Origin of the sequence: Profundicola chukchiensis, from assembly GCF_029664245.1 — a bacterium.
Taxonomy (GTDB): Bacteria; Bacteroidota; Bacteroidia; order Flavobacteriales; family Weeksellaceae; genus Profundicola; species Profundicola chukchiensis.
Window position 1 is genome coordinate 148,942 of record NZ_JANAIE010000003.1, and the last position, 15,645, is coordinate 164,586.

The 15,645-nt window shown below is 31.3% G+C and carries 15 protein-coding genes; 3 read left to right on the forward strand and 12 right to left on the reverse strand.

Features of this window, described 5'->3' with window-relative positions:
• Window positions 1–34: 34 nt before the first annotated feature.
• From NLM59_RS05015 to NLM59_RS05025, 3 genes are read left to right on the forward strand one after another with little or no spacing between them, the layout of a single operon-like run.
• Window positions 35–529, forward strand: coding sequence for a TlpA family protein disulfide reductase (locus NLM59_RS05015; RefSeq protein WP_304416654.1), 495 nt, complete (start codon window positions 35–37; stop codon window positions 527–529).
• 27 nt (window positions 530–556) lie between these two features.
• Complete coding sequence (locus NLM59_RS05020) at window positions 557–2,212, forward strand: DUF6029 family protein (RefSeq protein ID WP_304416655.1); 1,656 nt, start codon at window positions 557–559, stop codon at window positions 2,210–2,212.
• Window positions 2,213–2,240: 28 nt separating this feature from the next.
• Entirely contained in the window at window positions 2,241–4,118 is a 1,878-nt protein-coding gene (locus tag NLM59_RS05025; RefSeq protein ID WP_304416656.1) for a T9SS type A sorting domain-containing protein, read from the forward strand.
• Window positions 4,119–4,503: 385 nt separating this feature from the next.
• On the opposite strand, the gene NLM59_RS05030 is transcribed toward NLM59_RS05025, so the two are convergent.
• From NLM59_RS05030 to atpG, 12 genes are all read right to left on the reverse strand, one after another.
• Window positions 4,504–7,149 carry a TonB-dependent receptor gene (locus NLM59_RS05030; protein WP_304416657.1) on the reverse strand — a complete coding sequence of 882 codons (2,646 nt, stop codon included), beginning with the start codon at window positions 7,147–7,149 and terminating at the stop codon, window positions 4,504–4,506.
• 9 nt (window positions 7,150–7,158) lie between these two features.
• Window positions 7,159–7,896: a GLPGLI family protein gene (locus NLM59_RS05035; protein WP_304416658.1), complete on the reverse strand. Its 738-nt coding sequence runs from the start codon at window positions 7,894–7,896 to the stop codon at window positions 7,159–7,161.
• A gap of 3 nt (window positions 7,897–7,899) precedes the next feature.
• Window positions 7,900–8,115 carry a hypothetical protein gene (locus tag NLM59_RS05040; protein ID WP_304416659.1) on the reverse strand — a complete coding sequence of 72 codons (216 nt, stop codon included), beginning with the start codon at window positions 8,113–8,115 and terminating at the stop codon, window positions 7,900–7,902.
• Window positions 8,116–8,379: 264 nt separating this feature from the next.
• On the reverse strand, window positions 8,380–9,732 hold the full coding sequence (locus NLM59_RS05045) for a GLPGLI family protein (protein WP_304416660.1): 1,353 nt from the start codon (window positions 9,730–9,732) through the stop codon (window positions 8,380–8,382).
• Window positions 9,733–9,755: 23 nt separating this feature from the next.
• Complete coding sequence (locus NLM59_RS05050; protein ID WP_304416661.1) at window positions 9,756–10,052, reverse strand: hypothetical protein; 297 nt, start codon at window positions 10,050–10,052, stop codon at window positions 9,756–9,758.
• 229 nt (window positions 10,053–10,281) lie between these two features.
• The gene (locus NLM59_RS05055) at window positions 10,282–10,845 is read right to left on the reverse strand and encodes a YbbN family protein (protein WP_304416662.1); all 564 of its coding nucleotides are present in this window, start codon (window positions 10,843–10,845) and stop codon (window positions 10,282–10,284) included.
• A 15-nt stretch (window positions 10,846–10,860) separates the two neighbouring features.
• Window positions 10,861–11,397, reverse strand: a complete 537-nt coding sequence (locus NLM59_RS05060; protein ID WP_304416663.1) for a hypothetical protein — start codon at window positions 11,395–11,397, stop codon at window positions 10,861–10,863.
• Between the two features lie 230 nt (window positions 11,398–11,627).
• A complete protein-coding gene (locus tag NLM59_RS05065) occupies window positions 11,628–13,016 on the reverse strand; it encodes a GLPGLI family protein (RefSeq protein WP_304416664.1) in 1,389 nt (462 codons plus the stop codon).
• 58 nt (window positions 13,017–13,074) lie between these two features.
• Complete coding sequence (locus NLM59_RS05070; RefSeq protein WP_304416665.1) at window positions 13,075–13,335, reverse strand: hypothetical protein; 261 nt, start codon at window positions 13,333–13,335, stop codon at window positions 13,075–13,077.
• Window positions 13,336–13,538: 203 nt separating this feature from the next.
• On the reverse strand, window positions 13,539–14,264 hold the full coding sequence (locus tag NLM59_RS05075) for a GLPGLI family protein (RefSeq protein ID WP_304416666.1): 726 nt from the start codon (window positions 14,262–14,264) through the stop codon (window positions 13,539–13,541).
• A gap of 35 nt (window positions 14,265–14,299) precedes the next feature.
• Window positions 14,300–14,542, reverse strand: coding sequence for a hypothetical protein (locus tag NLM59_RS05080; RefSeq protein WP_304416667.1), 243 nt, complete (start codon window positions 14,540–14,542; stop codon window positions 14,300–14,302).
• 199 nt (window positions 14,543–14,741) lie between these two features.
• The gene (gene atpG / locus NLM59_RS05085) at window positions 14,742–15,605 is read right to left on the reverse strand and encodes an ATP synthase F1 subunit gamma (protein WP_304416668.1); all 864 of its coding nucleotides are present in this window, start codon (window positions 15,603–15,605) and stop codon (window positions 14,742–14,744) included.
• Between the last annotated feature and the right edge of the window lie 40 nt (window positions 15,606–15,645).

Genomic DNA, 15,645 nt, shown 5'->3' on the forward strand with positions numbered 1-15,645 from the left:
TTGCGAAAATAATACTTTACTTTATCTTTACGCAATGAAAAAATCAAAATTTTATCTTTTAACGTTCTTTCTTTTGGGGCTGTTTTTCGTGAATGCCCAAGAAACTGACTTACCATCTATTTCTTTACAGGATATGAATGGTGATTTAATTAATGTTCAATCTTTAGCCAATGAAGATAAGCCTGTTGTACTAGCATTTTGGGCTACTTGGTGTATGCCTTGTATTCAGGAGCTTAATGCCATTGCAGATGTGTACGATGATTGGCAAGACGAAACTGGCGTTAAGATTTATGCTGTTTCGGTTGATGACTCAAAAACTGTTGGTCGTGTAAATCCAATGGTCAACGGAAAAGGTTGGGAATATGAGGTATTATTTGATACCAACAACGATCTTAAAAGAAGCTTAAACATTCCTATGGTTCCACATGTTGTTTTATTAAACAAAGGAGAAGTTGTTTACAGACACGCTGGATATCAGCCAGGTTCAGAGTTTCAACTATATGAAGAAATATTAAAAATTCAAGAATAATAAATATTCAATTGAAGTAAATTATTTATGAAAAAACTTTACATATTACTTTCTTGCATAGGAAGTAGTTTTTTATTTTCACAGGAAATAAATTTAGGTAACTTCTCAGGGAGTATTGAATCAAACTCTCAATGGTACCAAGACGATGAGGATTTAGGTTTTGATGCTGGAGAACAAAGATTTAGAAGCAACAATTACTTTAAATTAGACTATACACAAGGTAAAATTTCAGCAGGTCTGCAATACGAAGCCTACTTACCTACTTCATTATTAGGTTACTCAGATAAATTAGAGGATAACGGTATCGCAACTTATTACGCACGATACAAAGGTGATAAACTAGACGTTACAGCAGGTAATTTCTACGACCAATTTGGTAGTGGACTTATTTATCGTAGCTGGGAAGACCGTCAATTAGGGGTAAACAACTCACTTCGTGGAGTTAGAGTTGGCTATACTCCTAACAATCACACTACAATTAAAGGTATTTTAGGAAAACAAAGACGTGGATTTGAAGCAACGGAAGCTTCTATTCATGGAGTGGATGCTGAGACCAACATTTTAAAAGCATTTGACAAGAGCGCAACATCTACCTTGAACTTAGGTCTTAGTTATGTTGGAAAACATGAAGAATATGTAGGTTCAAACGAAGTTGTTCCTAGCAATGTTTCTAACTATGGAGCAAGATTAAATTATTATGGAAGATCTGGTTTCTACGGAGGTGCAGAATACGTATTAAAAGGAGAAGACGTATTAGTTCAGAATGGAAATATTTCTAACAAATTATTTGATGGAAATGCTTTCTTATTTAATCTTGGATATTCTAAGCGAGGATTTGGTATCAATTCTACATTTAGAAGAATGGAAAATATGGGAATGTTCTCACAAAGATCTTTATCTGATCCTTCTTCAAATCAATTTAATGAAGGAAACTTGAACTATATTCCTGCTTTAACCAAGCAACACGATTATTTACTAACTAATATTTATGTTTATCAAGCTCAACCTAACTTAAGCTTTCTAAATCAGCAGATTGGAGAGATTGGTGGACAATTAGATATTTATTACAACTTTGCTAAAGGAACGGCTTTAGGTGGAAAATACGGAACTAAATTAGCTATTAATGGTTCTTATTGGAACGGTATTAATGCTGATTTTGACAATGGTAGTTATGATGCTGGTTTCTTTGATTTTGGGAAGAAATTTTTCCATGATGTAAACTTTGAAGTTTCTAAGAAATGGAGTCCTAAATTCTCTTCAATTTTTACTTATATGCATGCTTATTATGACAAAGGAATTGTGGAGGGAGGAAACTATAACCACATCATTTCTAATGTGGTAGTAGGTGATTTCTTATATAAAATCACTAACAAAAACTCTGTTAGAGCAGAATTACAACATTTACAATCAAAAAGAGATAAAAAGAATTGGGCAGCAGCAGTTTTAGAATATAGCCATAACTACAAGTGGGGATTCTATGTATCTGACATGTACAATTACGGGAACGATAATCCAGATAAGAGATTCCACTACTACAGCGTAGGAGGAAGCTATACACAAAACACGACGAGACTACAGCTGAACTACGGAAGACAAAGAGGTGGACTAATCTGTGTTGGAGGTGTATGTCGTTATGTTCCAGAGAACAATGGATTCACATTGAATTTACAACATTCATTCTAAAAAAATTAAGAACTTTTAAAAATTAAATATGAAAAAGACTTTTACTAGCCTATTGATGGTTTTTGCGGCCTCAGTAGCATTAAATGCGCAAACTTATTTCTCCAACAATTTTGACGGAGAAAATCCAGCTCCAGGTTGGGTTCAATTCAATAACGGTATTGGAACAAACCAAAACTGGGCTCTTTACACCACGTATCACTCTGCTCCTTATGCAGCTGGAATTCAATACGAAGCGGTAGCTTCAGGATTATTAGCAGAGGATTACTTTGCAACTCCATTAATTGACTTAACAGAGGCTACTTCACCTAGGTTAAGCTTTATGGCATTGCAAGGATATGAACAAGATTATGGTTCTACTTATCATGTTTTAGTTTCTACTACAGAGCAAGGCAGTATTGATGCTTATACAGAAGTAGCTAGCTGGACCGAAACTACCTTAGGAGGCATAGAAGATTGGGAAATGAAGCTTGTAGATCTATCTGACTATGCAGGTCAACAGATTTATATTGCATTTATGATGTCTAATAATGATGGTGATTACTTTATCATTGATGATGTTGTTGTGGAAGAAGAGTTAGAAAATAATGCAACTCTTGTAGACGCTCCAGTTACAAGATACATAGAAATGAACCAAGATATTTCTCTTGATTTTGTAGTGAGAAACTCAGGATCTAATCCAATTACATCTTTAGAATTAACTTGGAACGACGGTACTGCACACGCTACTACACTTAATGGACTTAATATAGCAGCGGGTCAATCGATAACTTTAACTCATCCAGATGCATTAAACTATGATGCAGTTGGCGAGCAAAGCATTGTTGCTACAGTTAGTCAAGTGAACGGCGGAGCAGATAACAACCCAGAGGATAACTCTTTATCAGCTACCGTGAATGTAATTTCACAAGATGGTGGAAAAAGAGTAGTGTTTGAAGAAGGAACAGGTACTTGGTGTGGATGGTGTCCTAGAGGTATGGTAGCTATGGAGTACATGCAAGAAACTTATCCAGATTCATTCATTGGAATTGCTGTACACAACGGAGATCCTATGGCCTTTGCAGCTTATAACTCAGGTGCTAACTTCTCTGGATTCCCACAAATGAACGTAGACCGTAAAGCTTTGCGTACAGATGTAAGCCAAGAAACTATGGTGAATTATACCAATACATTCACTACCCCAACTCCAATCGGAATTAGCGGCGAGGCAAGTGTAAGCGGTAGAGAGGTTACTTTTGATGTTACTTCTACTTTCTATTCTAACTTTAACGATGCGAACTTTAGAATGGCAGTAATCGTGGTTGAAGATGGAGTTACTGGAACAACTGCAGGTTATAGACAAGCTAATTACTACGCTGGTGGCGCTGCTGGACCTATGGGTGGATATGAGAATATGGCAAATCCAGTTCCTGCTGATCAAATGGTTTATGACCACGTAGGTAGAGCTTTATTAGGTGGATACAACGGACAAGAAGGTTCTGTCCCAAGCACATTAACAGATGGGCAGTCAGCATCTTATACATTTAACTACACCGTTCCTGCTACTTATAACATGGACAACATGCACGGAGTTGCTGTGATTATTGATCAAAATACGGGAGAAATTGTAAATGCGAACATCATCCCAATCAGCACTTTAGGTGTGAATGATCCCGTAGTTGATGCAAATGCTTTTGCAGTATATCCTAACCCAGCTTCTAGTCAAGTTAACTTGAATTTAGCGGAAGCAGGTAAGTATAATGTAACTATCTACAATACGGCAGGACAAGAAGTACTTTCACACAAAGTAAATGCTTCTGCAAGTCGTTCGAATGTAAGTTTACCGGTTAATCAGTTAAAGCCTGGTGTTTATATCATCACTGCTTCTACAGATGGAAAATCTTATAGCAAAAAACTAATTATTAAGTAAATAATTTAGTTTGTTTTTGAGACAAAAGCGGGATTTCTTTTTTAAGAAATCCTGCTTTTTTTGTTTGTCTAAAAATCTATTTTATACAATTTTGAAAAATGTCTGTACATTAAGTTTTAATTAAAAGGACCCTTTATAATAAATTTCACCAAAACTACTCATCGTCAAAAATTCAATGCGTTTTTAAAACGATATAAACAAACTTCTCATCCTCGCATATATGTTTCTATGATTCACGAGAAATAAAGTCACTAGGGCGCTTATTTCAACAAAAAGAGGCATCGTAACCTTCTTTTAAAGGAATTGATAACCTCAAAGCTTAAGTTCTTATAAAATGAAGGATCCTAATATTATCTAGCAGAATTTTGGAGGCTAGGAAATATCTTTAAAATCGAAAGTTGTATTTAAAAATAATATATCTTTCGTTTAAGCTTTGTGAATTTTGTTCTTGGTAATAATCGCTAACAAAGATTTGCTCAAAATGCTTGTTGTTAGTTAAATTTCTAGCTTCTATTGCGAAATCCCAGTTCTTATTTTTCGGACGAAAGATAATATCGAAATCCAGGAAGTAGAATGGATTATTATCACCAAGCATCGGGTTAAAATATTCAAATGTAAGTGATGAAAACCAAAGCTTTTTAGGCTTAAAAATAAGTTTAGCTTCATTTTGAATTGAACTGTTGCTATGATAAGATTTATTAGGCAACTCCGTTCTAAAATATTGAAATTGGAATTTATTTTGAAAATTTAAAGGCATACTAAAGGCTGTATGCACAGAAAATTCAGCCAGTCCGGAATGTGCTGAATTATTCCTTAAATCTGAATTATTGACGAAATTAAAATAGTCGAGATAGGCATAATTCCCTCCAAATCGAATAGTAGATTCAAGAAAACTCACATATTTTTCTATCAACAAGTTTGTGTTAAGATTCGTAATCGTTTTGGGTAAAATAATATACTTCGTTTGCGTGAAATCTTGTGAAATTAAATTTTCGCTAAATCTATTATTTTTGATTTTTTCGAAATTTAGAAAAAGCGTGAATTGAAATTGTTGGTATAAATCATAATGATTAAATCCTATTTTTGAACTAAACTTGTCTTGATAGGCAAAATTCGTTTCGTTTTTTCTCAAACTTCTGTAGGAAGTCAATATAAAATTTTCGTATAAATTAGAAATAGCTTGTCTACGTTGATTAAACTGAGATTGTATATATATTTTTGAATCTGGACTCACATCATATGAGAAACTGACTTCTGGGTTTATGATGATTTTGTTCATCAAAGAATCCATTTCCTGTTGCTGAAATTGAATTATATCATTCTTTAACTTTAAGTTTGATTTAAACTTCCATTTATTTTTGTTCCATAAATAACTTGCATACACTTGAGATTGCACTTGACTGAGCTTTATTTGATTTTCCAATGCTAATGGTGATTCAATTTCAAGATGTGATCTTAGAAAATCTTTTTGATATTTTCCGATAAAACCTAAAGAATATTTATGTAATTTCTTATTAACTCCAAGAAATGATAAATTTACAAGACCAATATTTCTGTCTGTTTTAGCAAATTGATGTGCATCTTCGAAATTTATATTTTCGTTGATATCATGATTTAAATCTTGTGACATATCAAAATACTGAGGTGATGAGTTTTGGGCAAAGAGCAAGATCATTTGCAGCACCTGACGTAGGTTTAATTTATGCGTATAATTCAACTGGTGTTTATGAAAATACGTATTTGATTGCAAGTCAGTTGATATATTTGAATTCAGAAAATTCTTTTTCAAAAGATTTGAAGTATTGATTTTTTCATCAATCCATTTACTTTCCCATTCCCACATAGATTTCTCGGATTGAGACCATGTGATTTTTGAGTCTCCATAAAATGTTTGGGGTTTTTTCTGAATTATTTCATTGGCGTAAGTAGAGAAATCTTCTTGGTTCTCAAAATTATATTTAACCAAACTTGTATTATGCAGATCTAATTTATCTTGCAAATAATTAAAGTTAATTCTGGCCGTGGTGGCATTATTTAATTTAAAAACATCATTCACGCTTGCGAAAAAAAGCTGATTTCTTGTGGCTCTATCTTGACTTAGTCTACTTGTAAAAACTTTTTCGGGGATTGGCTTATTAGAAATAAAATTCGAAACTTCTTGTTGTTCTCTGGAACTTACAAAAGAAAAGTAATTCCAAGGTGTATTATTTTTCCCGGTATTATTATAAGAAAGACTATTGAAATTCTTATTTCGATGATTTAATAAAATTGTATTTATTCTGGCCTCGTATCTGTCTTCTATTCCATAACCAAGATTTGCATTGCCTGACAGATCATGAATACCTTTTTTTAATTTTAAATTAAGTGCAACTGCTTGGCTGTCTTCAATACCATCCAATAACTTATTTTCACTCCAATTTTCTACGGCTTGAACTTGATCTATGATTCCGACAGAAATATTCTTGCTACCCGTAACATAGTTATAGCCAAATAAATCATCACCATCCAAAAGCAGCTTACTGATTTCTCTACCTTTATATTTAATAGTCCCATTTTCTGCAACATCTACACCTGGAAGTTTTTTTAATAAATCTTCAACTACCCTTTCAGAACCATCCTTATAGCTATCTGCATGATAAGATGTTGTGTCGTTTTTTACACGTATAGATTTTGGTTTTGCCTTAACGACAATATCTTGCAAATTAATTAAGTCCTTTCTCAATTCGAAATTAATGATTTGCGAAGTGTTTTGATGATTCAATGCTTGTATTTCGCTAGCAAATCCGTGCTTTGAAATCATTAAACTGTATTCACCTAAGGTTAAATTCTCTAAGGATATAGAATATTCGCCTTGTTTGTTTGTGGTATCAAATAATAGAACTTTATTTTCATCATCTATAACTTCCACAATGGCAGAACTAATACCTATTTGGGTTTCGAAGTCAATGACAATTCCTTCTAAATTCTGCGCGAAGAATGTAGAAATAATTCCCCCATAAAGAAAAACGACGAAATATAGTATTTTCTTCACAAGACCTTCTTAATAAACTATTCCATTACCCGTTTGTAGCGATGGATATATAATCTCCGCCTGATTTATTTTATAGTAAGAATCGAAGGAATGATTTTCTTTTTTAGATTTTTGGGATTTAATATAATTATCATGAACACGAATAAACCTATCTTGAAAATCTGAAAACTCCATAAATTCTAAGGATAAATAATCTTCTGCTTCTTGCCTGAATTCGTTTTCATCTAATTCTGAAATAGATTGAAGACTATATTCAATAAAATCATCATCGGATTTAACATGTATAATTAACCCTGGCAATCCTTTGAACTTCCAAGGTCCTTGGCTAATTTTGATTTCGTTGCTGAAACACGCTGTATATTTCCTACCCCTGAATTCTGTTGTTGCAATTTGACAAAGATGCTGATTTACACTGTCCATTTTCTGTGTTAGATTCCATTTCAAGTCAGGTTCATCTACCACATTCAAATATTTTCCAAACAAAATCTCTTGATAATAATGTGTGTTTGCGATGCTATAAAACTTGCGTGGTCGAGAAGATTGAACAATAGAAACTTCCTCCATTGAATTCGAATCAGCATAACCAGTATATTCCCACTGACTATAATCTTCAGATATTTTTAAATCAAAATAAGAAATGAATGTGTTTGGAAAAACATTCATTTCATATGAAACCTTAATTTCTTGCGCTTCTAAAACAATTTGATATCCAAAAGCTAGCAAAATAAGATATTTTATTTTTTTCATTATTTAATCAAGATCATAATTTCCAGAATCTACTTCAAAATCATATAATTTGTTATTAGCTGCTACTGATGCTGCATCACACGCTTCTCTTCTGGTAGTTGCACATTCTGTTGCTGTTGCTGATTCACCTGTTTCGGGATTTACTACAGTTCTTGTGCAACATTCACTTAAAATTATTTCTTCATTTATAATTTTAACGTCATTCCCTGCAAAAGACAATACACCAAAGCTAATAAAAGCCGTTGTAAAAAAGTAAATTTTTCATAATAATTATATTTTATTGATTAATATGAATAGAAAATAGAAAATAGAAAGACAAATTATTTCCGACTTATTTGCATTTAATTCTTAATATTTATCAACAACATCGTGAAGATAACCATTTAATAACAATTTTAAAATCAAAAAACCACCGAACATCGTGAAGTGGTTTTTAGACTTATGAGAAAATAAAGATCAAGTTTAGTTATTAAAAGAAGTTTTTTACCATTGAATAGTTTTTAAGAACTCTGCTAATTGAACCTCATTGAGAATTTCAGTCCGTTTATTCTTAATAGGAATGTCAGGTTTAAAAACTTCGTTTTTTAATTTAACATTGTTTGCTATTACATAGTCTATTTGATCAGAAGTTTTATGTCTTGTAATACTTTTAAGGATAATTCCGGGAAGACCATATAATTTATCGGGACCATTGCTAATTTTTATCATATTTGTAAACCATGCTTCTACAGAATACTCCTGCATATCTATTGTTGCTTTTTGTATTTTAAAGCCCAGTAAATCATCATATCTCTCATGTATTTCCCAATTAATTGGTTGAAAATTATCTTTTATAATTATCCGTTTCCCCTCTATTTCCATTTCATTTAAATAAACACTATCCAACAAATTCTTGTAGAATGTTCCTGAACTTTTTATTCTGCCAAACTCCGTCAAACTTTGATTATTATTAATCCGCTCTAAATACTTGTAATTGGATTCGCTAAAATTGCAACTCAACATAAAGTTAGAATTAAGTGTTTTTTCTTTATGATACTTTTCATTTTCTTTATATGTAAATTCAGAATAAACATCGTACACAATTTCAATATAGGGTTCAATATTCAAATCATAAATTTCAATTTCATCAGAATGATAAAATACAGGGTTTTTAAGATCCACCTGATTATTCCAAAATCTTAACTTAGAACGCCCTAGCAATTCGTTCCATGACATAGCATTTGCAATATCCAAGTTTGAGGTGATTGATTTTTGAGTGTTAAAATCTATGCTTGTTGCCACGAACTCTATTCTTTTATTTTTTTCTACTACACTTAATATTAGCCCAGGTAATCCACTAAACTTAAAAGGTCCATCCTTGGATTCAATTTCTGGACAATAGAATACTTCATATTCTCTTCCTCTAAATTCAGTAATAGCTTTCTTGCATAAATAGCCCAATATATACTTACTCTCATTGATTTTTTTCCATACAAAACTATCGATGTCATCAACTTGTATTTTATTTTGCAGATTTATAAAATGGGCTTCTGAAAAAATTTTATTTTTATTAAAATCTTTAAAAATCTCAAATACATAGTCAATAGTATCACCTACGATTTGACTAGCGTTATTTATGAACAAAGTATTTTTATCTAGGATTTTGTCGTTAATTAAAAAAATTGATTCCTTGGAGGTTGAATATAACTCTGTTTTAATCGGTTTTTCAATTAATGATCTAGTGTCGTTTAAATCATATTTGACATGAATGACATCTTGAGCATATAATTTAGATAGAAGAAATAGTATTAATATAAAAGAATACTTCATATGATCTTTGATTAAAGGTAGTTCCAAAAGGAACTACCTTTTGCTAATTATTAAGTAAATGATGAACTTGGAGGTTGGGGGTCTGTTGGGGCTGGCTGCAATGCTTCTTGTGCTTGTTGATGCGCTTTTTTTCGAGCCGTTTTACAATCACCAGCCATAGAACAAAAAGTACCATGAGTTGCATATACACAGTATTCACAAGGAGGTAATTCCACACTACTTGCAATTTTAATAACCTCGACTACCTCAGTTTCGAGCTTTATTGAATTTGTTTCTAAATTCCCCATGGAAGCAAAAGCAAATGTTCCTATGAGCATAAACGCTAGAGTAAAAAATAAATTTTTCATAATAATTACATTTTATTGATTAATATGAAACGAAATTAGAAATTAGAAAAACAAATTATTTCCGACTTATTTGCATTTATTTTTTAAAACTTGTCAACAGTTCAATAAAAATAAGCTTTTATTACTAATCTACCAAATCAAAAAACCACCGAACAGTGTCAGTGGTTTATTATTATTTTTCTCGATTTAAATACTAAAAAAACTTCAATCCTTATAACATCTTATTTGATTACTTCGAATCCAAAACTTGCTGGATTTGATCTAAATAATATTTTTCATCTTTTAAATACGTGGAAGAAATTAGTAAATTATTGTCTTTGGCAAAAAAAAGTATTAAAGAAAGTCCATAATCTTTAATTTCTTTAGAAATATTTTCCACAAACGAAATATATTTCTTTTTAAACCTTTTTGAGTGCTTATTGGATATATTAAATATAGGACCTTCATAACCTGCTTCTTTCAGCCTATACCGAATTCTATTAAATTCACTGGTATTATTTTCATCTTGTGCCGTTATCAAATAAAAATCAATCTTACTCTTATTTCTTGTCACCAAATCAAGTACTTTTGGCAAAGTTTCTACACAAGGCTTGCACCAGGCTGCATATGTATAAACCAATTTATATTCAGAATTTCCCACATTCAATAGCGAATCAAAATCATCATTATCAATTAAATACACATTATAATTCTCAATATCTGCAACCTCTACATCATTGAACCTTATAACATCAAGTTGTTGACTTTGCGCTTTTAAACTAAATAAGATTAAGAAAAAAAATATAATTCTCATACTACATGTTTTTATTTATTCCAAGGTAATTCTATATCCACCTTCATTTCCAATTGAAGTGTCCAAAGCATAACTATTTGCTTTTATATTAAAATCTCTATTATACTCTGGTATAAACCCCGTATTTAAATCATTTTCTACAATTAAATAAGTTAAATCATTTGGCACGTCTTTAGGAACAGCATTTTGTAATTCTATTTCAAAATAATAACTACCATCCACGTCCATCTTTATCTCTACAATTTTATAAGTCTCGTCACTCCCAACATTTTGCTCGTATTCTAATAGTGTTGGAAACCATTTAAAATCACAAAAACCTAAACCACTCAAACATTTCTTCTTAGGACGATGAATCTGCACTGAAAATATTATAAGATTAATACCATCATTACCATCTTTATTGAACATTGCAGTATTAAATAAATCTTCACCTTTTAATTTTATAAACTCAGAAATATTATCTTCATTATAAATAGATGAATTTATTTCATCAGTATCACATGAATAGAAAAAAGCAATAATACAAAGTAAGAAACATAATTTAATTTTCATAATAAATATTTTTAATTGTTTATAATGAAACGAAAATAGAAAATAGAAAACCAAATTATTTCTGACTTATTTGCATTTATTTTTTAAAACTTGTCAACAGTTCAATAAAAATAGGTTTTTCTTACCGACATAGCAAATAAAAAAACCACTGAATTTTACTCAGTGGTCTTATGCTTTTTAAGCTTTTAATTATATTATTTATCCAAAACGTTTGCTCCTCCTGCACAAAACTACTCACTCGTATCTACACCATAGCCTTGTAACAGCCTTCTTCGTTGATAGGCCTCCTCTTGAGCTTGTTGAAATTGATCTAAAGTTACTGATTTTCCTTTTTTAGGAATTTTAATTTGGGAACTAGAAGCTATATCAATTGAAGTCGCATCATAAAAAGTTATTTCACTTGAGTTTCTATTTAACCTCTTAACCTCCATTCGAAGGATTAATCCAGGCAATCCACCAAAAAAATCAGGTCCGTTCGAAATAGGAATATCGGGCGTGAACCAAGCGATAATTTTTTGACCTTTGTATTCTATGATTGCTTTCCTAACATTATAGCCTAAAAATACATCCTTCTCATCACTGATTTTCCAATTAAATCCAAGTATTTCATCTTCAATCAAATATTTTCTACCCATCAATTCCTCATCCTGCATAAGTTTTCTATCAATTAAATCTTTATATATTATACCACGTTGAAAAACATAACCATAACTTGAAAGTCCTTGATTATTGATGATTTTTTCTACATAAAAATAATTTGACTCTACAGGTGTCAGAATAAGTTTAAAGTCAGAATCTAAAGATTTATCAATTTCATTTTTTTCGGTAAGTTCAATATAAACTTTGTAATTAACTTCTACTGCGTAATCAGAGTTCAACTCATATCTTTCTATTTCATTTTCTAATCCACTAATCATAATGTATTGATTACAACATCTTTTTTGCTCTACAATATCCTTTGAATATAATATATTCGCTTTGTCTATCAATGTATTCCAAGATAAATACATATTATTTTTAAATGGATTTTCTAAGTTTTTATTATTTTTTTCTATTTTTTTGGCTTTAATGTGTAATTGGTTTTCGAGATCAATTACCTCTAGAATAAGCCCCTTTAATCCGTGAAACTTCCATGGACCAACCGCTGAATTAAATTTCTCTGTATAGTAAATCTTATACTTCCTTCCTTTATATAAAATGGAAACTGCACTGCATTCATATCCTAAAATATTTTTCACATCTTGGGGATGCCAAGCTATTATCTCGAAATCCTTTAAATCTTGCTTCAAAATAACACCATTCTGATAAACAATTTGTGATTTTGAAAACATCAAATCATCTTGAAAGCTTTTCCATACATAATCTGTGAATGGCACCAACTCACTTTCAATTTCATCATTTTCATTAAATTTAAAAGTATTTAGGTCATAAGTCTCTCCATTCATTTCATACAATGAATAATTCTCATTAAAATATAAGAAAGCATTTATGGTATCTTTAGATATTTCATAATCCTTTTGGGTATAATGAGCATATGCTATTTTATATTCACTGCTTAAAGTTTGAGAAAAAGATAAAGTGAAAAATAAAATAAAAATTTGTGATATCACTAATTTCATGTCATTCTAACTAAAGTTGTTCTGTAAAAGTATTAAATTCCTCATAATGCGAAAAATCCTAAGTTGGATTTCCAGGTTCTTCTGGAGCAGGTGTCAAATCCTCGAGAGCTTTTTTTCTTGCACAAGACTTTGCTTCATCATATGTAGCAGCCTCACAACAATAATTTCGTCCACCGACTTTTACACAATAAATAGTTGGCTTGCTCACTTCTCTTTGTAAAAGAGAAAGGGATTCATGACCTTTCAAAGGATATCCATTTCCTACAGAACTCAATAATCCACAGCCAAAAAACATTAAACTTAAAAATAAATTTTTCATAATAATTATATTTTATTGATTAATATGAAACTAATATAGAAAATAGAAAAACAAATAATTTCCGACTTACATGAATTTATTTCTTAAAACTTGTCAACAACTCAATAAAAATAGGTTTTTGTTACCAAGATGCCAAACAAAAAAACCATTGAATATGGGGCAGTGGTTTTAGGATTATTTAATAAAAGAAAGATATGTGAGCATCACAACACCAGACCTCCCTTTCTTTCTCTCCTTTCTTTGTTCAATCTTTCAATTTCAGCATAATATTCTGTCAATGAGATTCTATTATTTCCTTTTAATTCTTTTAGCTTTGGATTTTTTATGGAAGAAATATCGCTTAATATAACCTCATAATTATTATTAAAGTTAACTTTTACAATTAGGCCATGTAAACCTACTAACCCAAATGGTGCAATATCAGTAGCATAGCTTTCATCAATCCAAACGACCGTAACGATTTCTTTAGGACCATTTAAACCAGTTTCATAACGCCGATTCACTGCAATTTTACACAATCTACCATTTACTATCTCGGTTTTATTTGTCATTTCCCATTCAATTTCATCGAAATCATATTCAATTATCACCCGTCGTCCATTTAAATCTTTCATGTTTTGAGTTTTCTTCAGTTGATAATCAACAAAAAACTCTCCTTGCGATTTTCTGAACACATCATGTAAACTTATTTTAAATTCTTGGGAGTTATCAATTTTATAAATAGGATAAAAGTAGCTTGCATTATTTGCATATTTAAGTTCAAATTGGATGCTATCCGTTTCCTGTTTTAAGAACATTCTCATATTACTGCTCTCATCTTCGGAAGATTCGAATTTATAAGCTTGATAAATAAAGAAATTAGGCTCATTTGTTTGCGCAATTAATGATGTATAGAATAGTAAAATAAAGATTTGAAAAGTTTTAAACATTTTATTTCAATTTATTTTTGTGACATACAATAAGATTAAGCGCGATCGTGGATTTCCGTTAATTCTGCAGAAGATAGACTTGAGTTCTCATGCTCAAAAAAATTAACCACATTATCAGCATATTCCACACATTCTTGATTTTTATTATTGAACTTAACCTTTTGTAAAGAAGTATAGGAAATATTTTGTGATGAGTTTAAGAAATCATTTTCTTCTTGAATGCTATTCGTTTTCGAATTTGCAAAAGATAGAATAAAACACCCAAATAATAAAGCCATTGTAAAAAATAAATTTTATTGATTAATATGAAACGAAAATAGAAAATAGAAAAACAAATTATTTCCGACTCATTTGCATTTATTTTTTAAAACTTGTCAACAGTTCAATAAAAATAGCTTTTAGTTACCAAGATACCAAACGAAAAAAACCACCAGACAATGTCCAGTGGTTTTATACTTTTTTCAATTTTATGATGGGTTATCCATCCAAAGCGTCTGCTCCTCCTACGATTTCTAAAATTTCGTTGGTAATTGCTGCTTGTCTCGCTTTGTTGTATTGTAGCTTAAGTGCTTTTTCTAGTTCTGCTGCATTGTCGGTAGCCTTATGCATTGCCGTCATACGCGCGCCGTGTTCAGATGCATTAGAATCTAAAAGAGCTTTATATAATTGCGTCTTTAAAGTCTTAGGGATTAACTCCATTAAGATTTCCACTTTATTAGGCTCAAATATGTAATCTACGCTCGTTTCTACCTCCTGATTAGTATCTATAGAGATAGGTAAGAAAGCTTCGTTTAAAACGTCTTGATTGGCGGCATTTTTAAAATGATTATAAACCAATCTCACTTCATCGAATTCCTTGTTCTTAAATGCTTCCATCACCTGGTCTGCAATGTCAGATGAATTCTTGAAGTTGAAATCATCCCAAAGATGACTTTCGTTTTTATATACCGTGTGTTCTTTCTTTACAATATCATTAGCCTTTTTACCAATGGTCAAATAACTAACGTTTTTGCCTTTGTAATCTTCTTTAGCTAAACGCACAACTTCTTTGATAACATTGGAGTTGAATGCTCCTGCCAAACCACGATTAGAAGTCACAGCAATAATCAATACATTGCGTACCTCACGTTTTTCTGTGAAATCACCCCCTACTTCCTCGTCCATGCTCGCACTTACATTGTCCATAAGTTCGCGTAACTTGTTAGCATAAGGTCGCATTTGAATAATAGCATCTTGAGCCTTTTTCAACTTAGCTGCCGATACCATTTTCATGGCATTGGTAATTTGCATGGTTGACCCAACAGATGTTATCCTACTACGTATTTCTTTTAAATTCGCCATTGATATGGTGCCTTAAATTTTAATTTTAATTTAATAGTTG